Raw genomic sequence first — 23,391 nt, forward strand, 5'->3', positions numbered from 1 at the left:
AATGAATGGCGAGTAACAACGTAGCCCAATTTGCCGCGGAACTGAAAATGCCTGCTGGTGTGCTGCTCGAACAGCTGCAGGCAGCGGGCGTCCAGAAAGCGAGTGAAGACGATGCGCTGTCCGAAGCGGACAAGGCGCGTCTGCTCGATCATTTGCGCAAGTCGCACGGCGCAACCGACGGCGACAAGCGCAAGATCACGCTGACCCGCAAGCATACGTCGGAGATCAAGCAATCTGACGCGACGGGCAAGGCTCGCACCATTCAGGTCGAGGTCCGCAAGAAGCGCACGTTCGTCAAGCGCGACGACGTGAGCGATGGCGCGGAACAGGGTCAGGCGCAGGCCGCCGAAGCGGACGACGATGCAGAACTGAAGCGTCGCGAGGAAGAAGCGCGCCGCGAGGCCGAGCTGCTCGAGAAGCAGGCTCAGGAACTGCGCGAGCGCCAGGAGCGCCTTGAGCGCGAGGAAGCCGAGCGCCGCGCTCGCGAGGAAGCGGCTGAAGCCGAGCGCCGTCGCGCCGAGGAAGAAGCTGCGGCGAAGCGTGCCGAGGCCGAAGCCGCAGCGGCACAGCAGCAGGCGGCAGCGCAGCAGGCCGCCGCGGCCGAGCCGGAAGCACCGAGTGCGCAGTCCGCGCAGGACGAAGCGCGCGCGGCCGCCGAAGCCCGTGCGGCTGCCGAACGTGCGGCGCAGCGCGAAGCGGCGAAGAAGGCCGAGGATGCTGCCCGCGAGGCGGCGGACAAGGCGCGCGCCGAGCAGGAAGAGATCAGCAAGCGCCGTGCGGCCGCCGAGGCCGAAGCGCGCGCGATCCGCGAAATGATGAACACGCCGCGCAAGGCCGTGGTCAAGGCAGTCGAGCCGCCGAAGCCGGTCGAGCCGCCGAAGCCGGCCGAAGCGAAGGGCACGCTGCACAAGCCGGCGAAGCCTGAAGGCGCGCAGGCGCGTCCGGCAGTGAAGAAGCCGGCCGGCGCAGCACCGGCCACGACGCAGGCACCGGCAGGCGCGGGCGACCGCAACAAGAAGCCGGGCGCAGGCAAGGGCGGCTGGCAGGACGACGCGGCGAAGCGCCGCGGCATCAAGACGCGCGGCGATTCGAGCGGCGGCGTCGACCGCGGCTGGCGCGGCGGCCCGAAGGGCCGTGGCCGTCACCAGGACAGCGCATCGTCGTTCCAGGCGCCGACCGAGCCGATCGTGCGTGAAGTGCACGTGCCGGAAACCGTGTCGGTTGCCGATCTCGCGCACAAGATGTCGATCAAGGCCTCGGAAGTCATCAAGGTGATGATGAAGATGGGCCAGATGGTCACGATCAACCAGGTGCTGGACCAGGAAACGGCGATGATCGTCGTCGAGGAACTGGGCCACCGCGCGGTTGCCGCGAAGCTGGACGATCCGGAAGCGCTGCTCGTCGAAGGCGAAACGACCACCGATGCGGAGCAACTGCCGCGTCCGCCGGTCGTTACGGTGATGGGTCACGTCGACCACGGCAAGACCTCGCTGCTCGACCACATCCGCCGCGCGAAGGTTGCCGCGGGCGAAGCGGGCGGCATTACGCAGCACATCGGCGCATATCACGTCGATACGCCGCGCGGCGTCATCACGTTCCTCGATACGCCGGGTCACGAGGCGTTCACGGCAATGCGTGCACGCGGCGCGAAGGCGACCGACATCGTGGTGCTGGTGGTGGCGGCCGACGACGGCGTGATGCCGCAGACGAAGGAAGCAATCGCCCACGCGAAGGCGGGTGGCGTGCCGATCGTCGTCGCGATCAACAAGATCGACAAGCCGGATGCGAACCCCGAGCGCGTCAAGCAGGAGCTGGTCGCGGAAGGTGTCGTGCCGGAAGAGTACGGTGGCGATTCGCCGTTCGTGCCGGTGTCGGCGAAGACGGGTGCCGGCATCGACGATCTGCTCGAGAACGTGCTGCTTCAGGCCGAAGTGCTGGAACTGAAGGCACCGATCGAAGCGCCGGCCAAGGGCATCGTGATCGAAGCGAAGCTCGACAAGGGCAAGGGCCCGGTCGCGACGATCCTCGTGCAGTCCGGTACGCTGAACCGTGGCGACATCGTGCTGGCGGGTACGGCCTACGGCCGCGTGCGCGCGATGCTCGACGAGAACGGCAAGCCGACGAAGGAAGCCGGCCCGTCGATCCCGGTCGAAATCCAGGGTCTGTCGGAAGTGCCGGGTGCGGGCGAGGAAGTGATCGTGCTGCCGGACGAACGCAAGGCACGTGAAATCGCGCTGTTCCGTCAGGGCAAGTTCCGTGACGTGAAGCTCGCGAAGCAGCAGGCCGCAAAGCTGGAAAGCATGCTCGAGCAGATGGGCGAAGGCGAAGTACAGAACCTGCCGCTCATCATCAAGGCAGACGTGCAGGGTTCGCAGGAAGCGCTCGTGCAGTCGCTGCTCAAGCTGTCGACCGACGAAGTGCGCGTGCAGATCGTGCACAGCGCGGTGGGCGGCATCAGCGAAAACGACGTCAACCTCGCGACGGCATCGAAGGCGGTCATCATCGGCTTCAACACGCGTGCGGATGCACAGGCGCGCAAGCTGGCCGAGTCGAACGGCATCGACATCCGCTACTACAACATCATCTACGACGCAGTGGATGAGGTGAAGGCGGCAATGTCGGGCATGCTGGCGCCGGAGAAGCGCGAAGTCATCACCGGCATGGTCGAGGTGCGTCAGGTCTTCAAGGTACCGAAGGTCGGCACGGTCGCCGGCTGTATGGTGACGGACGGTATCGTCAAGCGCTCGTCGTCGGTTCGCGTGCTGCGCAACAACGTCGTGATCTTCACGGGCGAACTCGAATCGCTGAAGCGCTTCAAGGACGACGTGAAGGAAGTGAAGCAAGGTTTCGAGTGCGGTGTGTCGGTGAAGAACTTCAACGACGTCATCGAAGGCGACCAGTTCGAAGTCTTCGAAGTGACCGAAGTCGCGCGTACGCTGTAACCGTCGCGCATCGGCTCATGGGCGGGGCAGGCTTGGGCCTGTCCCGCCCATTTTCATAGTGGCGCGCCAACAATGGCCCGCCGCTTCATCCTGATAAACGGATCACGGATCGATCATGTCCAGGAAACGGACTTCTCCCAATCGCAACGTTCAGATCGCCGACCAGATTCAGCGCGATCTGTCCGAACTCATCATGCGCGAGGTCAAAGACCCGCGCATCGGCATCGTCACCATCCAGAGCGTGGAGCTCACGCCGGACTACGCGCACGCGAAGGTCTACTTCACGGCGCTCACCGGCGATCCGGAAAAGACGCAGGAGGCGCTGAACCATGCGTCGGGGCACCTGCACAACCTGCTGTTCAAGCGTCTGCACATTCATACGGTGCCGACGCTGCACTTCCATTACGACCAGACGATCGAGAAGGCCGTGGAAATGTCGCGCCTGATCAAGGAAGCGAATTCGACGCGTGCGAAGGACGACGACGAAGCCGACGCGCCGACCAAGGACGACTGAACTCGACCGGCCTATGACGAATGCAGCATCCCAACGCCCGCGCGTGCCCCGGCGCGCGCTGGACGGTGTCCTCCTGCTCGACAAGCCGGTCGGCCTGTCGAGCAACGATGCGCTGATTCGCGCGAAGCGGCTGCTTTTCGCGAAGAAAGCCGGCCATACCGGCACGCTCGATCCGCTGGCTTCGGGCCTGCTGCCGCTGTGTTTCGGCGAGGCGACGAAGTTCTCGCAGGATCTGCTCGAGGCCGACAAGACCTACGAAGCGACGATGCGCCTCGGCCTGCGCACGGCCACCGGCGACGCGGAAGGCGAAGTGATCGACACGCGGCCGGTCGGATGCGACCGCGCAGCGGTGGAGGCCGCGCTCGCGCGCTTCACCGGCGAGATCGTGCAGGTGCCGCCGATGTATTCGGCACTCAAGCGTGATGGCAAGCCGCTGTACGAATATGCGCGCGCGGGTCAGACCGTCGAGCGCGAAGGCCGCAAGGTGACGATCCATGCGCTCGACCTGCTTGCCTGCGAGATGCCCGACGTAACGTTTCGCGTGACCTGCAGCAAGGGCACTTATGTGCGCACGCTGGCAGAGGATATCGGCGAGGCGCTCGGTTGCGGTGCGCATCTGACGATGCTGCGTCGCACGGGCGTCGGCGCGCTGACGCTCGAGCATGCGGTGACGCTCGATGCGCTGTCGGATGCGGATGAGTCGGCGCGCGATGCGTGGCTCCAGCCGGTCGATGCATTGTTGTCGACGTTTCCGTCCGTTCGTCTCGACGACGCGTGCGCGAAGCGGTTCCTGCATGGTCAGCGCCTGCCGCTGTCGGAGCTCGGGCCGATCGATGCGGCCGACGGCGAGCGCGTGCGCGTCTACGACGCAGCGCGTCTGCTCGGCGTGGCGCGCAAGGCGAATGGCGTGCTCGCACCGGAACGGCTCGTCGTGACGGCAGCCTGACGCAGCGGCGAGAGCGCGCCGTCGAAGCAACAAAAAGCCCGGTCGAAATCGACCGGGCTTTTTGTTTGGCGCGCGATGGCGCGGTGTCGGGCGGCGCTCAGTGTGCCGCCGACGCTGCCGCACCGGCATCGCCGCCGCCCGCGCGTTCGGGCTTCGTAATCCAGATCAGCCCAATCAACAGCACGAAGATCACGGCCGAGATGTAGAACAGGTCGTTCACGCCGAGCTGCGCGGCCTGTTGCGTGGCCTGGTTGTTGATGAGGCCCTGCGCCTGGTTCTGCGTCAGCCCGAGATTGCCCATCTGCGTGACGGCCTGGTTGAACGTCGGGTTGTACACGTTCGCCTGCTCGACCAGCTGCGCGTGATGGAAGTTGTTGCGGTGATCCCACGCGGTCTGGAAGATCGACGTGCCGATGCCGCCGCACATGATCCGCACGAAGTTCGACAGGCCGGAAGCCGCGGGAATGCGGTGGCCGGGCAGGCCGGACAACGTGATCGACACGAGCGGGATGAAGAAGCCGGCCATCGCGATGCCCTGCACGAGTGTCGGCAGCGTCAGCGACCATTCGTCGACGCCCGTCGTGTAGCGCGAGCGCATCCAGAAGCACAGTGCGAACGTGAGGAACGCGGCAGTCGCGATGTAGCGAGGATCGGTGCGCGGCAGATACTTCCCGGTGAGCGGGGACAGCAGGATGGCGAACAGCCCGACCGGCGCCATCACGAGACCGGCGTCGGTCGCGGTGTAGCCGATCTGCGTCTGCAGCCATAGCGGCAACAGCACGAGGTTGCCGAAGTACAGGCCGTACCCGATCGACAACGCAACCGTGCCGCCCGTGAAGTTGCGAATCCGGAACAGCGACAGGTCGACGACGGGGTGCTCGGCGGTCAGTTCCCAGATCACGAAGAACGCGAACGAGATGATCGCGATCAGCGCGAGCGCGACGATCGTCGTCGATGCGAACCAGTCGAGATCCTTGCCCTTGTCGAGCATGATCTGCAGCGAGCCGACCCACAGCACCAGCAGCGCGAGACCGACGCCGTCGATTGGGGCGCGGCGCACGGCCGACTCCCGATTGCGGTAGATCGCCCACGTCGCGGCGGCGGCAGCGATGCCGACCGGGATGTTGACGTAGAAGATCCACGGCCACGAGTAGTTGTCCGAGATCCAGCCGCCGAGAATCGGACCGGCAACGGGCGCGATCAGCGTCGTCATCGCCCATAACGCGAGCGCCATCGGCGCCTTCGCGCGCGGATAGCTCGACAGCAGCAGCGATTGCGACAGCGGAATCATCGGGCCCGCGACCGCACCCTGCAGCACGCGCGACGCGAGCAGGAACGGCAGCGTCGGCGCGAGGCCGCACATCCAGGACGAGATGACGAACAGGATGATCGACGCGAGGAACAGGCGGACCTGCCCGAAACGGTCGGTCAGCCAGCCCGTCAGCGGCACCGAGATCGCGTTCGCGACCGCGAACGACGTGATGACCCACGTGCCCTGGTCGGACGACACGCCGAGGTCGCCCGAGATGGTCGGGATCGCGACGTTCGCGATGGACGTGTCGAGCACGTTCATGAACACCGCGAGCGACACCGCGATCGTCCCGAGCACGAGTTGCCCGCCCTGCAAGGGCGGGTAGGAGACAGGAGCCTGTGCCATTTCGGTTGTTTTTCCGGAGTCGGAACGGTTACATCATCTTCGCGGCGCTGCCTTGCTTCGCCGCGGCCGGCACTGCCGACGCGTTGCTGCCGGCGTTCTCGGCGATGACGCGCGCGATTTCGGCATCGGCTTCGTCGCCGTACTTCGCGAACACGTTGGTCTCGTAGACGGTGTTCGGCGCGTTGACGAGCTGGTTGCCGCGTTCGTCCTTGATGTCCACGTCGACCTGCATCGACAGGCCGATGCGCAGCGGATGCTTGTCGAGATCCTTCGGATCGAGCTCGATACGCACCGGCAGGCGCTGCACGACCTTGATCCAGTTGCCGGTCGCGTTCTGCGCCGGCAGCAGCGAGAACGCCGAGCCCGTGCCGGCCGAGAAGCCGACGACCTTGCCGTGGTAGACGGCCGACGAGCCGTAGATGTCGGCCGTCAGCTCGACCGGCTGGCCGATGCGCATGTGCTTGAGCTGGACTTCCTTGAAGTTCGCGTCGACCCACACGGCATTCAGCGGCACCACCGACATCAGCGGCGTGCCCGGCGACACGCGCTGGCCGACCTGCACCGAGCGCTTCGCGACGTAGCCCGTCACAGGCGCCGGCAGCACGTTGCGCGCGTTCGCGAGATACGCGTCGCGAACCTTCGCTGCGGCGGCCATCACGTTCGGGTGCGACGCGATCGTGGTGTTCGCGGTCAGCGCGCGGTTCGATGCGAGCTGCTGCTGCGCGCTATCGAGCGACGCTTGCGCGGCTTTCACGGCGTCACGTGCGTGCGAGATCTCTTCCTGCGACACGGCGCCCGTCTGCGCGACGGCCACACGGCGGCGCAGATCGTCCTGGGCCTTCGACAGGTCGGACTGGCGCAGCGCGACCTGCGCGCGGTACTGGTCGTCGTTGACGAACAGGCCACGCACCTGGCGCACCGTCTGCGCGAGGTTGGCTTCCGCCTGTTGCAGCGCGACCTGCGAATCGGCCGGGTCGAGCACGACCAGCGGGTCGCCGGCCTTGACCGTCTGCGTATCGTCGGCCTTTACGGCGATCACGGTGCCGGTGACCTGCGGCGTGATCTGCACGACGTTGCCGTTCACGTACGCATCGTCGGTTCCTTCATGGAAGCGGGCAACGAGGAAGTAGTACAGGCCGTACGCGATGGCCGCGATCACGATGACCGCGACGAGCAGCGTCATCATCCGTTTGCGCTTCCCGTTGTTCTGCGACTGTGCGCTGGCGGCATTTTGTTGAGGGTCGCTCATGGCGATTTTCTCCGTCCGTTATTTCGAGTGTCTGCGTAGTGGTGGCGCCGGATCAGTTGGCGGCCTGTTTTGTCGGTTTGTCGGCGTCGGGCGCGGCGAGCGGCGTGCCGGTCGCGTCGAACCCGCCGCCGAGCGCCTTGATCAGCGCGAGCTGCATGTCGCGGCGGCGCATCTTCAGGTTGGTCACCGTCTGCTCCGATGCGAGGCGGTTGCTGTCCGCGGTCAGCACCTGCAGTTGCGGCGACAGGCCGGCCTTGTAGCGGATCACGGCGAGATCGTAGGCGCGCGTCGACGCGTCGAGCGCGCGTTGCGCGTCGCCCATCTGGCGATCGACCGCGCGGATCGACGCGACTTGCGTCGCGACGTCGTTCAGCGCGCCGATCAGCGTCTGGTTGTAGTTCGCCACCGACAGGTCGAAGTCCGCATAGCGGCCCTTGAGCTGGGCGCGCAGCGCGCCGGCGTCGAAGATCGGCAGGTGGATCGCCGGGCCGAACTGCGCCTGGCGGCTCGCGAAGTTCAGGAATTTGCCCCAGCCGAACGCATCGAAGCCGAAGCCGGCCGCGAGGTTCACGTCGGGATAGAACTCGGCCTTCGCTTCCTTCACGTCGTGCATCGCAGCCTCGACCTGCCAGCGTGCGGCGACGATGTCGGGGCGGCGCGAGACGAGATCGGCCGGCAGGTTGCCGGGCAGTGCGACTTCGCCGCTCGGGTTCATCACGGGCGCCGCGATCTGCAGCCCGCGATCAGGCCCCTTGCCGAGCAGCGCGGCGAGCTGGTAGCGCACCGTCGTGATCTGGCCGTCGAGATCCGACAGCGAAGCCTGGGTCGTCGCGATATTGCCGCGGGCCGTCTGGCGTTCGACGTTGGTGTCGAGGCCGGCCGACACGCGGCCGTCGGTGATCTTGCCGACCGTCTCGCGGTTGGCGATCTCGCGTTGCGCGATGTCGCGCAGCGCGTAGAGCTGGGCGAGCGAGTTATAGGTGCGCGCGACCGATGACGCGAGCGTGATGCGTGCCTGCTGCATGTCGGCTTCGGCCGCTTTTTCCTGCGACACGGCGGTGTGCAGGCGTTCGCGGTTCTTGCCCCACAGGTCGAGCTCCCACGACGCGCTCGCGAGCGCGTTGTTCTCGCTGTACCACTGGCCGCCGTACGGGGGCGGGAACAGTGCGTTCGACGAATACAGTTCGCGGGTCCACGAGTAGCTGGCCTCGGCTTTCGGCAGCAGGTTCGAGCGCGACGATTCGATGTACGACGATGCCTTCGCGATGCGCGCCTGCGCCTGCGCGATCGACGGATTGCCCTGAAGGGCCTCGTCGATCAGCTTCGGCAACTGCGGATCGCCGAACTGATTGGCCCAGTCGAGCGCCGGCCACTGGCCGCCCTGGGCCGGCAGGCTCTGCGCGGATTCGAATTGCGACGCGGGGGCGATCTGCTTGTCGCTCTTGATGCCGATGTAATTCGCGCAGCCCGCCAGCGCCAGTGCGGCGACCGCGGCGGCGACGGCGGCGCGGCACGACCCGGCACGCACGGACAATGGGGAGGATTTCATCGCGCTGACCCCTGACTCGGAATGAATGATGGACACTGCAAGGATTTCCTTACATTAATCTGTCAAAAGTAATTGTTATGGCAACTATTACGCGATGCCGCCGCCGGCCGTCTCGCAATAGTTGCTGAGAATGCGGCGCAGCATGCTCTTCAGGAACCCGACTTCTTCCGGCGTAAATCCGTCCAGCACCTGGTCGAGCACGCTGCGGAAAATGGGTGGCAGCCGTTCGGCAAGCGCGCGGCCTTCGTCGGTCAGTTCGAGGCGCACGACGCGCCGATCCTCGATGCTGCGCACGCGGGACAGCAGGCCGCGTTTCTCGACCCGGTCGAGCAGGCGCGTGACCGCGCTCGCGTCGATCCCGTATTCGCGAGCGAGCTCGGCGGCCGTCGAGCACTTGCCGACCGCGATCATGAACAGCATGCTCGCCTGCGTGCCCGTGATGCCGAGCTCTTCCTGCGTGCGTTGCGTGACGAGGTTGGTCATCACCGACTTCACGCGCGACATCAGATAACCGACGCTGTCGTTCATCTGATACGAAGACAGCGGCGAAACCGGCGGTTGGGTAGGAGAATCCGACATAAAACCCTGAAGCTGCAATAGTTGACTAGGCAGCAGTATAGGGACAATTGCTTGCCGCGGCAAATGTTAATCGAACGGCAACGGGCGTGCTCCGCGTTGCAGGAATCCCTTATCGCGACAAGGGTTTTCGGTCTGCTGGCGGCGGCGCCTGCGGCAGAGCTGCGCGTTCGAGGAGAGGCCGGGCCGGCCCGGCTTGCTGCGTTGCAACGTGCCAGCCAGCTTTCGACACTCGCACGTGCTATAATTTGAGGCTTTCCCAGCTGCAACGCGCGCGCCCGTGAAAAACGAGCGGGCGCGCTTGCGCGTTCAAACGATTTCCAGGTTTCTATGACCCGCGCCCTTCGCAACATCGCCATCATCGCCCACGTCGACCACGGCAAGACTACGCTCGTCGACCAACTGCTCCGCCAGTCCGGCACCTTCCGCGAGAACCAGCAGATTGCGGAGCGGGTGATGGATTCGAACGACATCGAAAAGGAGCGCGGGATCACGATTCTCGCGAAGAACTGTGCGGTCGAGTATGAAGGCACGCACATCAACATCGTCGACACGCCGGGGCACGCGGACTTCGGTGGCGAGGTGGAGCGCGTGCTGTCGATGGTCGACTCGGTGCTGCTGCTCGTCGACGCGGTCGAGGGCCCGATGCCGCAGACGCGCTTCGTCACGAAGAAGGCGCTCGCGCTCGGCCTGAAGCCGATCGTCGTCGTCAACAAGATCGACCGCCCGGGCGCGCGGATCGATTGGGTCATCAACCAGACGTTCGACCTGTTCGACAAGCTCGGCGCGACGGAAGAGCAGCTCGACTTCCCGATCGTCTACGCATCGGGCCTGAACGGCTATGCGTCGCTCGACCCGGCCACGCGCGAAGGCGACATGCGCCCGCTGTTCGAGGCGATCCTCGCGCACGTGCCGGTCCGCCCGGCCGACCCGGAAGCGCCGCTGCAGCTTCAGATCACGTCGCTCGACTATTCGACGTACGTCGGCCGGATCGGCGTCGGCCGCATCACGCGCGGCCGCATCAAGCCGGGTCAGCCGGTCGTGATGCGTTTCGGCCCGGAAGGCGACGTGCTGAGCCGCAAGATCAACCAGGTGCTGTCGTTCAAGGGGCTCGAGCGCGTGCAGGTCGACTCGGCCGAAGCCGGCGACATCGTGCTGATCAACGGTATTGAAGATGTCGGTATCGGCGCGACGATCTGCGCGGTGGATACGCCGGAAGCGCTGCCGATGATCACTGTCGACGAGCCGACGCTGACGATGAACTTCCTCGTCAACTCGTCGCCGCTCGCAGGCCGCGAAGGCAAGTTCGTGACGAGCCGCCAGATCCGCGACCGCCTGATGAAGGAACTGAACCACAACGTCGCGCTGCGCGTGAAGGACACCGGCGACGAAACGGTGTTCGAAGTGTCGGGCCGCGGCGAACTGCACCTGACGATTCTCGTCGAGAACATGCGTCGCGAAGGCTACGAGCTGGCCGTGTCGCGTCCGCGCGTCGTGATGCAGGAAATCGACGGCGCGAAGCATGAGCCGTACGAACTGCTGACGGTCGACGTCGAGGACGAGCATCAGGGTGGCGTGATGGAAGAGCTCGGCCGCCGCAAGGGCGAGATGCTCGACATGGCGTCGGACGGTCGTGGCCGCACGCGTCTGGAATACAAGATCTCGGCGCGCGGCCTGATCGGCTTCCAGAGCGAATTCCTGACGCTCACGCGCGGCACGGGCCTGATGAGCCATATCTTCGACTCGTACGCACCGGTCAAGGACGGCTCGGTCGGCGAACGCCGCAACGGCGTGCTGATCTCGCAGGACGACGGCGCGGCCGTGGCGTATGCACTGTGGAAGCTGCAGGATCGCGGCCGCATGTTCGTGAAGCCGGGCGACGCGCTGTATGAGGGCATGATCATCGGCATCCACAGCCGCGACAACGACCTCGTCGTGAACCCGATCAAGGGCAAGCAGCTGACCAACGTGCGCGCGTCGGGCACCGACGAAGCCGTGCGTCTCGTTCCGCCGGTCCAGATGTCGCTGGAATACGCGGTCGAGTTCATCGATGACGACGAGCTCGTCGAGGTGACGCCGCAGTCGATCCGCCTGCGCAAGCGCTTCCTGAAGGAGCACGAGCGTCGCCGCGCGAGCCGCGAAGGCGCGGTCGACTGAGCGTTTCGACCGTTCCCGTGCATGACAAAAAAGGCTGCCTCCGGGCGGCCTTTTTTGCGTCTGCGCGACGCGCAACCGGATTGTCTGCAAAACACTGTTCCCGCGGGTCGTGGCAATCCGGCAAAACCCCGTCGCGCGGTGCTTTCGGGCACATTTCGCCGTGAACTCCGGTATCGGTTCTGTGATATGCTGCGCGCACGCAAGTTTTAGGTCCTTCCAAGCAAGACTTGATTCGCAATCCGCTAAACGGTCAGGCCGTGTCGCGGAAGGTTGAGTAACCCGCTATTTCTCGAGAAGCTCGAAGAAAGGTGAGCGTAAAATGTCAGATGTAATGAAGCAGTTTCAGCTGAACTCCTATCTGTTCGGCGGCAATGCTTCGTACGTTGAAGAACTGTACGATGCATACCTCAACAATCCGGCGTCGGTGCCGGAGAATTGGCGAGAGTATTTCGACGCGCTGCAGAATGTGCCTGCAACGGACGGTTCGAATGCCAATGACGTCGCGCATTTCCCGATCGTCGAATCGTTTGCCGAGCGTGCGAAGGCCAATGCCTTCATCCCGCGCGAAAGCGGCACCAATCTGGCTGCGGCACGCAAGCAGGTTCACGTCCAGTCCCTCATCAGCGCCTATCGCTTCCTTGGCTCGCAATGGGCCAATCTGGATCCCCTGAAGCGTCGCGAACGTCCCGCCATTCCCGAACTCGAACCCGCGTTCTACGACTTCTCCGAAGGCGACCTCGACCAGACCTACAGCGCGAGCAACCTGTATTTCGGTTTCGACCAGGCTTCGCTGCGCGATATCGTCAAGGGCCTGCGCGACACGTACTGCGGCACGATCGGCGCCGAGTACATGTACATCAGCGACCCGGAACAGAAGCGCTGGTGGCAGGAGCGCCTGGAGTCGACCCGCGCGACGCCGAACTTCTCGGCAGACGAGAAGAAGCACATCCTGAATCGCCTGACGGCTGCTGAAGGCCTCGAGCGTTACCTGCACACCAAGTACGTCGGCCAGAAGCGCTTCTCGCTCGAAGGCGGCGAAAGCTTCATCGCGGCGATGGACGAAGTCGTCCAGCATGCGGGCAAGCGCGGCGTGCAGGAAATCATCATCGGCATGGCCCACCGTGGCCGCCTGAACGTGCTCGTCAACACGCTCGGCAAGATGCCGGCCGACCTGTTCGCCGAATTCGAAGGCAAGCACGTCGACGACCTGCCGGCCGGCGACGTGAAGTACCACAAGGGCTTCTCGTCGGACGTGTCGACGGAAGGCGGCCCGGTTCACCTGTCGCTTGCATTCAACCCGTCGCACCTCGAAATCGTGAACCCGGTGGTCGAAGGTTCCGCGAAGGCGCGGATGGACCGCCGCGGTGACGAAGACGGCCTGCAGGTGCTGCCGGTGCAGATCCACGGCGACGCGGCCTTCGCGGGCCAGGGCGTCGTGATGGAAACGCTGAACCTCGCGCAGACGCGCGGTTACGGCACGCACGGCACGCTGCACATCGTCATCAACAACCAGATCGGCTTCACGACGTCCGACCCGCGCGACGCGCGCTCGACGCTGTACTGTACCGACGTCGTCAAGATGATCGAGGCGCCGGTGCTGCACGTGAACGGCGACGATCCGGAAGCGGTGATCCTCGCGACGCAGATCGCGATCGACTACCGGATGCAGTTCCACAAGGATGTCGTGATCGACATCGTCTGCTTCCGCAAGCTGGGTCACAACGAGCAGGACACGCCGGCCGTCACGCAGCCGCTGATGTACAAGAAGATCGCGCAGCACCCGGGCACCCGTGCGCTGTACGCCGAGAAGCTCGTGCAGCAGGGCGTGATCACCGCGGAAGACGCCGACAACTACGTGAAGGCGTACCGCAAGGCGATGGACGACGGTCACCACACGGTCGACCCGGTCCTGTCGAACTACAAGAGCAAGTACGCGGTCGACTGGGTTCCGTTCCTGAACCGCAAGTGGACGGATGCGGCCGACACGGCCGTGCCGCTCGCGGAACTGAAGCGCCTCGGCGAACGCATCACGACGGTCCCGGAAAACTTCAAGGTCCACCCGCTCGTCGAGCGCGTGATCAACGACCGCCGCAACATGGCGCGCGGCGACCAGCCGCTCGACTGGGGCATGGGCGAGCACCTCGCGTTCGCGTCGCTCGTCGCATCGGGCTACTCGGTGCGCCTGACGGGCCAGGACTCGGGCCGCGGCACGTTCACGCACCGTCACGCGGTGCTGCACGACCAGAACCGCGAGCGCTGGAACGACGGCACGTACGTGCCGCTGCAGAACATCGCCGAAGGCCAGGCGAAGTTCACGGTGATCGACTCGGTGCTGTCGGAAGAAGCGGTGCTGGGCTTCGAATACGGTTACTCGACCGCCGAGCCGAACACGCTCGTGCTGTGGGAAGCGCAGTTCGGCGACTTCGTCAACGGCGCGCAGGTCGTGATCGACCAGTTCATCTCGTCGGGCGAAGTGAAGTGGGGCCGCGTGTCGGGTCTGACGATGCTGCTGCCGCACGGCTATGAAGGCCAGGGTCCGGAACACTCGTCGACCCGTATCGAGCGTTTCCTGCAACTGTGCGCGGATCACAACATGCAGGTCGTCCAGCCGACGACGCCGGCGCAGATCTTCCACCTGCTGCGTCGCCAGATGATCCGCCTGTTCCGCAAGCCGCTGATCGTCGCTACGCCGAAGTCGCTGCTGCGTCACAAGGAAGCGGTGTCGGACCTGTCGGAACTCGCGAAGGGTTCGTTCCAGCCGGTGCTGGGCGAAACCGACGGCGGCATCGACGCGAAGAAGGTCAAGCGCGTGCTGGCATGCTCGGGCCGCGTGTATTACGACCTCGTCGCACATCGCCGCGAAGCGAAGGCGAACGACGTCGCGATCATCCGTATCGAGCAGCTGTATCCGTTCGCGCACAAGCAGTTCGAAGCCGAAATGAAGAAGTACGAGAACGCGACTGAAGTGGTCTGGGTGCAGGACGAGCCGCAGAACCAGGGCCCCTGGTTCTACGTCGAGCACCATCTGAAGGAAGGCATGAAGGAAGGACAGAAGCTGGCATACAGCGGCCGTCCGGCTTCGGCCTCGCCGGCGGTTGGCTACTACGCGAAGCACTACGAGCAGCAGAAGGCCCTGATCGAAGGTGCTTTCGGCCGCCTGAAGAGCGCATCGATCGCGAAATAACCGACGGAAGCGAAACGGGAAGGCGCGCGGCGCTTTCCCGTCTCTTTTGGCCTGCCGGGCGCGTCGCGCGCCGCACCGGCCGAAGGAATCGCACGAACCTCGTCATTACCCAGATTAAGCATCCAGGAAAATCACATGGCTATCGTAGAAGTCAAAGTCCCCCAGCTTTCGGAGTCGGTTTCGGAAGCCACCATGCTGCAGTGGAAGAAGAAGCCGGGCGAAGCAGTCGCGCAAGACGAAATCCTGATCGAACTCGAGACCGACAAGGTCGTGCTCGAAGTGCCGGCACCGGCCGCGGGCGTGCTCGCGCAAGTGCTGCAGAACGACGGTGACACGGTGGTTGCCGATCAGCTGATCGCGACGATCGACACCGAAGCGAAGGCAGGTGCGGCCGAAGCAGCGGCGGGCGCCGCCGAAGTCAAGCCGGCAGCAGCGCCTGCTGCGGCCGCACCGGCAGCACAGCCGGTCGCCGCAACGGCATCGAGCTCGGCCGCCGCATCGCCGGCCGCATCGAAGCTGCTGGCCGAGAAGGGTCTGTCGGCAGGCGACGTCGCAGGTTCGGGCCGCGACGGCCGCGTCACGAAGGGCGACGCGCTGGCAGCAGGCAGCGCACCGAAGGCCGCTCCGGCCGCCGCACCGGCCAAGGCCGCTGCGAAGCCGTCGCTGCCGGAAGTGAAGGTGCCGGCGTCGGCGACGACCTGGCTGAACGACCGTCCGGAACAGCGCGTGCCGATGTCGCGCCTGCGTGCGCGTATCGCCGAGCGTCTGCTCGAATCGCAGCAGACCAACGCGATCCTGACGACGTTCAACGAAGTCAACATGGCTCCGGTCATGGAACTGCGCAACAAGTACAAGGACAAGTTCGAGAAGGAACATGGCGTGAAGCTCGGCTTCATGTCGTTCTTCGTGAAGGCGGCCGTGCATGCGCTGAAGAAGTTCCCGCTCGTGAACGCGTCGATCGACGGTAACGACATCGTCTACCACGGCTACTTCGACATCGGTATCGCCGTCGGCTCGCCGCGCGGCCTCGTCGTGCCGATCCTGCGCAACGCGGATCAACTGAGCCTCGCCGACATCGAGAAGAAGATCGCCGAATTCGGCCAGAAGGCGAAGGACGGCAAGCTGTCGATCGAGGAAATGACGGGCGGTACGTTCTCGATCTCGAACGGCGGCGTGTTCGGCTCGATGCTGTCGACCCCGATCATCAACCCGCCGCAGTCGGCGATCCTCGGCGTGCACGCGACCAAGGAGCGTCCGGTTGTCGAAAACGGCCAGATCGTGATCCGTCCGATCAACTATCTCGCGCTGTCGTACGACCACCGGATCATCGACGGCCGCGAAGCCGTGCTGTCGCTCGTCGCGATGAAGGATGCGCTCGAGGATCCGGCACGCCTGCTGCTCGACCTGTAAGCCGAGTTTCACCGCATTGACCCGCTCCGCACGGGCGCGCAGACGCGCGACCGTGCGGACGTACAAGTAGAAAGGATTTCCATGTCCAAGGAATTTGACGTCGTCGTGATCGGCGCCGGTCCCGGCGGCTACATCGCCGCGATCCGCGCCGCGCAGCTGGGCAAGACCGTTGCCTGTATCGAAAAGTGGAAGAACCCGGCCGGCGCGCTGAAGCTCGGCGGCACCTGCCTGAACGTGGGCTGCATCCCGTCGAAGGCGCTGCTCGCGTCGTCGGAAGAGTTCGAGAACACGTCGCATCACCTGGCCGATCACGGCATCACCGTCGATGGCGTGAAGATCGACGTGGCGAAGATGCTTGGCCGCAAGGACGCGATCGTCGAGAAGATGACGAGCGGGATCGAGTTCCTGTTCAAGAAGAACAAGATCACCTGGCTGAAGGGCCATGGCAAGTTCGCCGGCAAGACCGACGCCGGCGTGCAGATCGAAGTGAGCGGCGAGGGTGAAACCGAAGTCGTCACCGCGAAGAACGTGATCATCGCGACGGGCTCGAAGGCGCGTCACCTGCCGGGCATCCCGGTCGACAACAGGATCGTGTCGGACAACGAAGGTGCGCTGACGTTCGACTCGGTGCCGAAGAAGCTCGCCGTGATCGGCGCAGGCGTGATCGGCCTCGAACTCGGCTCGGTGTGGCGTCGCCTGGGTGCCGAAGTGACGGTGCTCGAAGCGCTGCCGGCATTCCTCGGCGCAGCCGACGAAGCGCTCGCGAAGGAAGCGGCCAAGCTGTTCAAGAAGCAGGGCCTCGACATCCATCTCGGCGTGAAGATCGGCGAAGTGAAGACGACCGCGGACGGCGTGTCGATCGCCTACACGGACAAGGACGGCAACGCGCAGACGCTCGACGCCGACCGCCTGATCGTGTCGGTCGGCCGCGTGCCGAACACCGACAACCTCGGCCTCGAGGCAATCGGCCTGAAGGCGAACGAGCGCGGCTTCATCGACGTCGACGACCACTGCCGCACGGCGGTGCCGAACGTCTACGCGATCGGCGACGTGGTGCGCGGCCCGATGCTTGCGCACAAGGCGGAAGATGAAGGCGTGCTGGTCGCGGAAGTGATCGACGGCCAGAAGCCGCACATCGACTACAACTGCATTCCGTGGGTGATCTACACGTACCCGGAGATCGCGTGGGTCGGCCAGACGGAGCAGCAACTGAAGGCGGAAGGCCGCGAGATCAAGACGGGCAAGTTCCCGTTCTCGATCAACGGCCGCGCGCTCGGCATGAACGCGCCGGACGGTTTCGTGAAGATGATCGCGGACGCGAAGACCGACGAACTGCTCGGCGTGCACGTGATCGGCGCGAACGCGTCGGACCTGATCGCGGAAGCCGTGGTGGCGATGGAGTTCAAGGCGGCGTCGGAAGACATCGCCCGTATCTGCCATCCGCACCCGTCGATGTCGGAAGTGATGCGCGAAGCGGCGCTCGCCGTCGACAAGCGCTCGCTGAATAGCTGAGCGCGGTAAGCGCCAGCCGGCTCTCGGCCGGCGCAGCCGTCTCATGACGAAGGCGGGCGGGGTTTCCCGCTCGCCTTCGTTCTTTCCGGTTTGCCCGATGAACGTCACCGAATACTACACGCGCGAACTGACCACGCGCGGCTATCAGTCCGACCCCGCGCAGCGCGCCGCGGTCGATCGCCTGCAGCGCTGTTTCGACGAGTGGGTCGAATACAAGGCGCGCCGCTCGAACGCGTTCAAGAAGCTCATCATTCATCCGGACCTGCCGCGCGGCGTCTACATGTGGGGCGGTGTCGGTCGCGGCAAGAGCTTCCTGATGGACAGCTTCTACGCGGTCGTACCCGTGCAGCGCAAGACGCGCCTGCACTTCCACGAATTCATGCGCGAAGTGCACCGCGAGCTCGAGGAACTGAAAGGGCAGGCCGATCCGCTCGACGAACTTGCGCGGCGCATCGCGAAGCGCTACCGGCTGATCTGCTTCGACGAGTTCCACGTGTCGGACATTGCCGACGCGATGATCCTGTACCGTCTGCTCGATCGCCTGTTCAACAACGGCGTGCAGTTCGTGATGACGTCCAACTACGATCCCGACGACCTGTATCCGGACGGGCTGCATCGCGACCGCATGCTGCCGGCGATCGCGCTGATCAAGGAAAAGCTCGACGTGCTCAACGTCGACGCGGGTGTCGACTATCGCCAGCGCACGCTCGCGCAGGTGCAGATGTATCACACGCCGCTTGGCGCCGACGCCGATCGCGAACTGCGCCATGCGTTCGCGAAGCTCGCCGCGGTACCCGACGAAAGCCCGATCCTGCATATCGAGAAGCGCGAGCTGAAGGCGCTGCGCAAGGCGGACGGCGTCGTATGGTTCGACTTCGCGACGCTGTGCGGCGGCCCGCGATCGCAGAACGACTATCTCGAACTCGCGAGCCGCTTCCACGCGATCGTGCTGTCCGAGGTGCCGCAGATGTCGCCGCGGATGGCGTCCGAGGCGCGCCGCTTTACCTGGCTGATCGACGTGCTGTACGACCACAAGGTCAAGCTGCTGATGTCCGCGGCGGTGCCGGCGGAGCAGTTGTACGTCGAAGGCCCGATGGCGAACGAATTCGCGCGCACGGTCTCGCGTATCGTCGAGATGCAGTCGAAGGAGTATCTTGAAACGCCGCGCCGTATCGTCGATACTTCGCTGACCTGATTGCGATTCTCGGTAATTGGCGCGATTCAAACGTCAATTCCGGTCAAATCCGCGTAATCTCGGGGTATTTTCGGATTTGTCTTATATTCATTGTTGAGGTGAGCCGATATCGTTGTGTCATGGTTACCAAGGCTGGAGATGTCCATGACACCGTATCGCGATCTGACCGACCACGAGTGGCGCTGCGTCGCGCCGCTTCTGCCCGAAATGCAGCCGCGCACCGAGTTGCGCGGCCGACCGTTAGCCAATACGCGTGCCGTGCTGAACGGCGTGCTCTGGGTGATCTACAGCGGCGCAACGTGGTCCGCCATGCCGCGCCGTTACCCTTCGTATCAGACATGCCATCGCCGCTTCAAGGTATGGCACGAGACGGGCACGTTGTTGAACGTGATGCGTGAGCTCTATGGCGATTCGGGCGTGAGTCTGTGCAACGAACTGTCCACACGGATGCGCAAGCATACGCAATCGAAGGCAGCGGAGGCGCGTAGCAGCATCGCGCCCGCATGTCGTGCGCCGAGCGGCTATGCATCGGACACGTTGAAGCACGCGGCGTGATGTCCGCCGTTTGCTTCTGCGTCTGCACCAAAAGAAAATCGGCCTGACGACTTTGTCGCAGGCCGATTTTTTTATCGAGCCGCGCGTTTCAGCGCGTGCTGCGTTATTGCTGGCGTACCCAGGTCTGCGAACGGCCGAGCAGCGACACGCCGATATAACCGCGCACGACGAGCTTCTGGCCGCCATCTTCAAGCGTCATCTTGCACTTGTAGACCTTGCCGTTTTCCGGGTCGAGAATGTTGCCGCCGTCCCAGTGATCGCCTTCCTTCTTCATCGCCTTGATGATCGTCATGCCCTTGATGAGCTGATCCTTGCGTTCGTCCGTGCAGGCGGTGCAGCGGCGATCGGGCGTATCGTTCGCGCCGAGGCCCTTGACGACCTTGCCCGACAGCGAACCGTCGCCGTCCTCGGCGATTTGCACGAGTGCCTTCGGCTGATGGGTGTTGTCGTCGATGGTCTGCCACATGCCGACGGGGTTGTCGGCTTGAGCGAACGTGGGTGCTGCGCAGGCGAGCAGTGCGCCGGCGACGGCGATTGCACGCAACGGACGGGTCAGTTGAATCATTGTCATCCTCCTTGTTTTGCATGTCGTGTTCGATTCGCCCGCACGACCGCCTGCATGGGGCGGGCATGTTGCGAGCTTCGCCAGAATACGTGAAACCGCGCGCCACGTTTGATAGAGGGGACTCTATTCGAAACAGCCCACGAGACGCGGGCTGGTTGCTGACCGATCAGTTGAGCTGATACGAGAATGCGGCGTTGATGCGCGGGCTGCGCGACGCGCTTTCGACCGGCGCGTCGCCAATCGGTTTTGCGACGTTCAGGTCGAGACTGTAGTAACGGCTGTCCGTGAACCGCACGCCGATGCCGACCGACGACATGCGGTTCGGCGACGGCGTGCCCGCGTGCAGGTACACGCGCGCCATGTCATACGCGATGTACGGCGTGACGGATTTCATATACGTCCAGCCCGGCGAGAAGCCGCGGTTGACCTCGAGCGACATCCCCCAGCCCGAGTCGCCCGACGTTTCGCCTGGCTGGTAGCCGAGCGCGTAGCGGGTCGATCCGAACGAGATCTGTTCGGACGTCGGCAGCGAGTCGGGGCTGTATTGCCCGGTCAGCGAAACCGACGTGCCGATCCGGAACGGCCATTCGTTCGTTTGCGTGAAGGTCGCGCCGGTGCGGACGAAGGTCAGCGAAATCGGGCTGTCCACCGAGGTCGTCGTCGTGCCGACGGTCACGTCCTGCGCTTTCGACGCGCCGAGGATGTTGAACCCCTTCGCGACGTTGACGCTCAGCTTCTGTACCTGTTTCGGCGAAACGCTCGTGTAGTCGAGCTGCATCTGCAGCACGCGGACCTGCGAGCGCGTGTCGATGGAGTTGCCGGTGATCTTGTTCTGGTAACGGTCTTCGTTGTGCGATGCATAACCCGACACGGTGCCGAGCAGACTGCGCTGGTTGTTCAGCAGCAACGGATAGGATGCCGAAAGACCGAGTTTTTCGTTCTTGACGGTCCGCTCGACGGTCGACGGCAAACCCGGGTTGTCGGTCGGCTTGCCGCGATAGGTGCTTGCGTCGAGGCGTGTGATCAGGCCGCTGCTGCCGACGGGTACCGCGCCGCTGAACGCGAAGTAGGTCTGCTTGTCACGCCCCGGCGGCGCAAGCGCGGAGATGCTCAGTTGCTCGCCGAACGACGTCAGGCCGTTTTCGGTCGCGGTGATGAGACCCTGGACGCCCGGGTGATTGAAGTCGATACCGGTGCTGACGTTGAACGGCTTGCGGTCGACCGCGAGTTCGAGTGTCGTGGCCCCGTCGGTGGTTTGCGGCGGCGGCACGTTCGCTTTTACCGTGAGGCCGGGCAGCAGGCCGAACGTATTCACGTAGCGCTCGAACGTCGCGCGGCGCAGCGGGCGATCTGCAGTGATATGCGCGGCGATCGCGCGAATCTTCGGTTCCATTGCGCCGGGCTTGCCGGTGACCTTGACGTCCGACACATAGCCTTCGACGACCGTGATTCGCACGACGCCGTTCTCGAACGTCTGCGCGGGAACGAACGCGAACGACAGCGCGTAGCCGCGATCCTGGTACAGCTTCGTCACGCCGTTGGCGGTTTCGATCAACTCGCCGATCGTGATGTCCTTGCCGACGAGGGGCGTGAAGCGACGCGAGATTTCCTCGAACGGTACCGACTTCACGCCTTCGACCTGGAACGTCGTCGGCGTCAGGTGTCGCGACAGCAGTTCCTGCAATTGCGGCGCCTGGGGCGCGACCTGCACGGTGACGTTCGGGCCCGTCTTCGGTGCGTTGATCTGGGGCAGGGAGTCGAGCGGGTTACCTCCGACGCGCGTTTGTGCTTGTGCCGTGCCTGCTGCCGCGATGGCGAGCAGCATCATCCATCTGTCGAGTCTGGATTTCATTGTTCTTCCTCGTAGGCCTTGCTTTTCATCTTCTTTCTAATGCTGTCGCGCGACACCTGGGTGTCGCGCGACGCGTGCCGCTATGCCGGGTGTATTTGTACGGCCGCGCCGTTCGCTCCGGCTGCGAAGGTGCGACCGTCGTCCTTATTTGCCAACGCTACCCAGCGTGCCCAGCAACCCCGTTACCGGTGCGAGCAGCCCCGTCGAACCGCCACCCGACGATGCCGTACCCGACACGCCGCCGACCAGCGACGTGACCGGTGCGAGCGGGCTCGAGCCCCCGGACCCTGCTGCACCGCCGACTGCTCCGGTGACAGTATTCAGCAAACCGGTGACAGGCGCGAGAGGGTTTGCACTGCCTGCGCCGCCCGTTGCGCCGCCGAGCGTGCCCGTGACCGTCGATACGAGATTCGTGATCGGAGCGAGCGGGCCGCTGCTCGTGCCGCCCGTTGCGCCGCCGACTGCACCCGTGAGCGAGCCGAGCGGCGTCGAGCCCAGACCCGACAGCAGGCCGCCGAGCGGGTTCGTCGAACCGGAGCTCGACGACGTGCCGTTCTGGACGCCAGCTGTCGAGCCGCCGACGAGGCTCGTGATCAGACCGGGGATCGGTGCTGCACCGTTCGGGCCGTTCGGGTTGACGAGACCACCCGCGTTGGTGACGGTGTTGCCGACCGCGGTCACGAGTTGACCGACATCGCCGACGAGCGGTTGGTTCGACGTGCTACCGACCTGCTTGCCGGCCGAGCTGATCGCGCCGCCGATCTGGCCGAGCAGGCCCGAGACGGGTTGGCCGAGGCCGGTCGTCGTGCCGACCTGTTGCGTGACCTGGCCGGCGGTGATCACGAGCGGCGTGATCACCGAGCTGAGCGGCTGCGTGACCTGCTGCACGGCACCCGACGACAGCGTCGAACCGATCGTCGTGCCGGCGGCCGTCAGGCCGTTGGCGACCGTGTCGAGCACGGTGCCGACCGGGGTCGTGACGGGAGCGAGCGGCGCGAGCGGGCCCGTGCCGAGCGCCTTGACCGTCGAACTCAGGCCGGACACCGTGTTGCTCGTCGCGCCGACGACATTGCCCAGACCGGCAACCGTCGTGCCGACCGGATCCTTCGTCGAGCCGATCTGTCCCAGCCCGTTGCTCACCGCATCGGCGGCTGCGCCGACGATCGTGCCGGTGCTGGCGACCGTGCTGCCGACACCCTTCGTTACGCCGTCGCCGAGGCCCGGTAGGCTGATGTTGCCGACCGTGCTGCCGAGGTCGGTGGCCGTCTGGCCGACCGTGCTGACGACACCCTTGGTGCCGGTGGTGGTCGTGCCGCTGGTGCCGCTCGTGCCGGACGTACCGCTCGTGCCGCTGGACGAGCCGCCATTGTTGCTGGTCGGCGGCGAGCTGACGCCGCCGCCGCCGCAGGCGGCCAGCAGGCAGGCTGCGGCGAAAGCGGTGAGGGGCATGCGCCACTGGCGCAGGGTGGCCGTCGTGAGAGAACGTTGCTGGGACATGGTGAACTCCTCGCTGTCTTGTCGATGAATG

General features: G+C 64.9%; 16 protein-coding genes. 9 read left to right on the forward strand and 7 right to left on the reverse strand.

Annotated elements, in window-relative coordinates; translation table 11 throughout:
* The first annotated feature begins 5 nt into the window (after positions 1–5).
* From infB to truB, 3 genes are all read left to right on the forward strand, one after another.
* A complete protein-coding gene (gene infB / locus FPJ27_RS26530; RefSeq protein ID WP_204426252.1) occupies positions 6–2,942 on the forward strand; it encodes a translation initiation factor IF-2 in 2,937 nt (978 codons plus the stop codon).
* Between the two features lie 115 nt (positions 2,943–3,057).
* Complete coding sequence (gene rbfA, locus FPJ27_RS26535; protein ID WP_034184029.1) at positions 3,058–3,456, forward strand: 30S ribosome-binding factor RbfA; 399 nt, start codon at positions 3,058–3,060, stop codon at positions 3,454–3,456.
* Positions 3,457–3,469: 13 nt separating this feature from the next.
* Positions 3,470–4,402, forward strand: a complete 933-nt coding sequence (gene truB, locus FPJ27_RS26540; protein WP_204426253.1) for a tRNA pseudouridine(55) synthase TruB — start codon at positions 3,470–3,472, stop codon at positions 4,400–4,402.
* A gap of 97 nt (positions 4,403–4,499) precedes the next feature.
* On the opposite strand, the gene FPJ27_RS26545 is transcribed toward truB, so the two are convergent.
* The 4 genes from FPJ27_RS26545 to FPJ27_RS26560 all read right to left on the reverse strand — a co-directional run bounded on the left by FPJ27_RS26545 (position 4,500) and on the right by FPJ27_RS26560 (position 9,436).
* A complete protein-coding gene (locus FPJ27_RS26545) occupies positions 4,500–6,059 on the reverse strand; it encodes a DHA2 family efflux MFS transporter permease subunit (protein ID WP_204426254.1) in 1,560 nt (519 codons plus the stop codon).
* 28 nt (positions 6,060–6,087) lie between these two features.
* On the reverse strand, positions 6,088–7,308 hold the full coding sequence (locus FPJ27_RS26550) for an HlyD family efflux transporter periplasmic adaptor subunit (protein WP_204426255.1): 1,221 nt from the start codon (positions 7,306–7,308) through the stop codon (positions 6,088–6,090).
* Positions 7,309–7,360: 52 nt separating this feature from the next.
* Entirely contained in the window at positions 7,361–8,857 is a 1,497-nt protein-coding gene (locus FPJ27_RS26555) for an efflux transporter outer membrane subunit (RefSeq protein ID WP_204426256.1), read from the reverse strand.
* Positions 8,858–8,944: 87 nt separating this feature from the next.
* Positions 8,945–9,436, reverse strand: a complete 492-nt coding sequence (locus FPJ27_RS26560) for a MarR family transcriptional regulator (protein ID WP_204426257.1) — start codon at positions 9,434–9,436, stop codon at positions 8,945–8,947.
* A gap of 327 nt (positions 9,437–9,763) precedes the next feature.
* On the opposite strand from FPJ27_RS26560, the gene typA reads away from it, so the two are divergent.
* The 6 genes from typA to FPJ27_RS26590 all read left to right on the forward strand — a co-directional run bounded on the left by typA (position 9,764) and on the right by FPJ27_RS26590 (position 19,446).
* Positions 9,764–11,590 (forward strand): translational GTPase TypA, encoded by a 1,827-nt coding sequence (typA, locus tag FPJ27_RS26565; protein WP_034184035.1) that lies wholly within the window; start codon positions 9,764–9,766, stop codon positions 11,588–11,590.
* Positions 11,591–11,909: 319 nt separating this feature from the next.
* On the forward strand, positions 11,910–14,774 hold the full coding sequence (locus FPJ27_RS26570; protein WP_072441703.1) for a 2-oxoglutarate dehydrogenase E1 component: 2,865 nt from the start codon (positions 11,910–11,912) through the stop codon (positions 14,772–14,774).
* Between the two features lie 135 nt (positions 14,775–14,909).
* Entirely contained in the window at positions 14,910–16,184 is a 1,275-nt protein-coding gene (gene odhB / locus FPJ27_RS26575; RefSeq protein ID WP_072441701.1) for a 2-oxoglutarate dehydrogenase complex dihydrolipoyllysine-residue succinyltransferase, read from the forward strand.
* Between the two features lie 81 nt (positions 16,185–16,265).
* The gene (gene lpdA / locus FPJ27_RS26580) at positions 16,266–17,696 is read left to right on the forward strand and encodes a dihydrolipoyl dehydrogenase (protein ID WP_072441699.1); all 1,431 of its coding nucleotides are present in this window, start codon (positions 16,266–16,268) and stop codon (positions 17,694–17,696) included.
* Between the two features lie 97 nt (positions 17,697–17,793).
* Complete coding sequence (gene zapE / locus FPJ27_RS26585; RefSeq protein ID WP_034184039.1) at positions 17,794–18,891, forward strand: cell division protein ZapE; 1,098 nt, start codon at positions 17,794–17,796, stop codon at positions 18,889–18,891.
* Between the two features lie 144 nt (positions 18,892–19,035).
* The gene (locus tag FPJ27_RS26590; protein ID WP_204426258.1) at positions 19,036–19,446 is read left to right on the forward strand and encodes a transposase; all 411 of its coding nucleotides are present in this window, start codon (positions 19,036–19,038) and stop codon (positions 19,444–19,446) included.
* A 103-nt stretch (positions 19,447–19,549) separates the two neighbouring features.
* On the opposite strand, the gene FPJ27_RS26595 is transcribed toward FPJ27_RS26590, so the two are convergent.
* From FPJ27_RS26595 to FPJ27_RS26605, 3 genes are all read right to left on the reverse strand, one after another.
* On the reverse strand, positions 19,550–20,011 hold the full coding sequence (locus FPJ27_RS26595; protein ID WP_072441695.1) for a DUF2147 domain-containing protein: 462 nt from the start codon (positions 20,009–20,011) through the stop codon (positions 19,550–19,552).
* Between the two features lie 166 nt (positions 20,012–20,177).
* On the reverse strand, positions 20,178–21,863 hold the full coding sequence (locus tag FPJ27_RS26600) for a ShlB/FhaC/HecB family hemolysin secretion/activation protein (protein WP_204426259.1): 1,686 nt from the start codon (positions 21,861–21,863) through the stop codon (positions 20,178–20,180).
* A 144-nt stretch (positions 21,864–22,007) separates the two neighbouring features.
* A complete protein-coding gene (locus FPJ27_RS26605) occupies positions 22,008–23,360 on the reverse strand; it encodes a collagen-like triple helix repeat-containing protein (RefSeq protein WP_072441690.1) in 1,353 nt (450 codons plus the stop codon).
* Positions 23,361–23,391 lie beyond the last annotated feature (31 nt).

Source organism: Burkholderia sp. MS455, from assembly GCF_016899445.1.
GTDB classification, from domain to species: Bacteria; Pseudomonadota; Gammaproteobacteria; order Burkholderiales; family Burkholderiaceae; genus Burkholderia; species Burkholderia pyrrocinia_C.

What these genes read in the sequence shown, in the direction of transcription:
- FPJ27_RS26570 (WP_072441703.1), top strand. Translation starts at nt 11,910, where the DNA reads ATGTCAGATGTAATGAAGCAGTTTCAGCTGAACTCCTATCTGTTCGGC.
- lpdA (WP_072441699.1), top strand. Translation starts at nt 16,266, where the DNA reads ATGTCCAAGGAATTTGACGTCGTCGTGATCGGCGCCGGTCCCGGCGGC.
- infB (WP_204426252.1), top strand. Translation starts at nt 6, where the DNA reads ATGGCGAGTAACAACGTAGCCCAATTTGCCGCGGAACTGAAAATGCCT.
- FPJ27_RS26590 (WP_204426258.1), top strand. Translation starts at nt 19,036, where the DNA reads ATGACACCGTATCGCGATCTGACCGACCACGAGTGGCGCTGCGTCGCG.
- odhB (WP_072441701.1), top strand. Translation starts at nt 14,910, where the DNA reads ATGGCTATCGTAGAAGTCAAAGTCCCCCAGCTTTCGGAGTCGGTTTCG.
- FPJ27_RS26605 (WP_072441690.1), bottom strand. Translation starts at nt 23,360, where the DNA reads ATGTCCCAGCAACGTTCTCTCACGACGGCCACCCTGCGCCAGTGGCGC.
- FPJ27_RS26600 (WP_204426259.1), bottom strand. Translation starts at nt 21,863, where the DNA reads ATGAAATCCAGACTCGACAGATGGATGATGCTGCTCGCCATCGCGGCA.
- FPJ27_RS26595 (WP_072441695.1), bottom strand. Translation starts at nt 20,011, where the DNA reads ATGATTCAACTGACCCGTCCGTTGCGTGCAATCGCCGTCGCCGGCGCA.
- FPJ27_RS26550 (WP_204426255.1), bottom strand. Translation starts at nt 7,308, where the DNA reads ATGAGCGACCCTCAACAAAATGCCGCCAGCGCACAGTCGCAGAACAAC.
- rbfA (WP_034184029.1), top strand. Translation starts at nt 3,058, where the DNA reads ATGTCCAGGAAACGGACTTCTCCCAATCGCAACGTTCAGATCGCCGAC.
- FPJ27_RS26545 (WP_204426254.1), bottom strand. Translation starts at nt 6,059, where the DNA reads ATGGCACAGGCTCCTGTCTCCTACCCGCCCTTGCAGGGCGGGCAACTC.
- FPJ27_RS26560 (WP_204426257.1), bottom strand. Translation starts at nt 9,436, where the DNA reads ATGTCGGATTCTCCTACCCAACCGCCGGTTTCGCCGCTGTCTTCGTAT.
- truB (WP_204426253.1), top strand. Translation starts at nt 3,470, where the DNA reads ATGACGAATGCAGCATCCCAACGCCCGCGCGTGCCCCGGCGCGCGCTG.
- typA (WP_034184035.1), top strand. Translation starts at nt 9,764, where the DNA reads ATGACCCGCGCCCTTCGCAACATCGCCATCATCGCCCACGTCGACCAC.
- zapE (WP_034184039.1), top strand. Translation starts at nt 17,794, where the DNA reads ATGAACGTCACCGAATACTACACGCGCGAACTGACCACGCGCGGCTAT.
- FPJ27_RS26555 (WP_204426256.1), bottom strand. Translation starts at nt 8,857, where the DNA reads ATGAAATCCTCCCCATTGTCCGTGCGTGCCGGGTCGTGCCGCGCCGCC.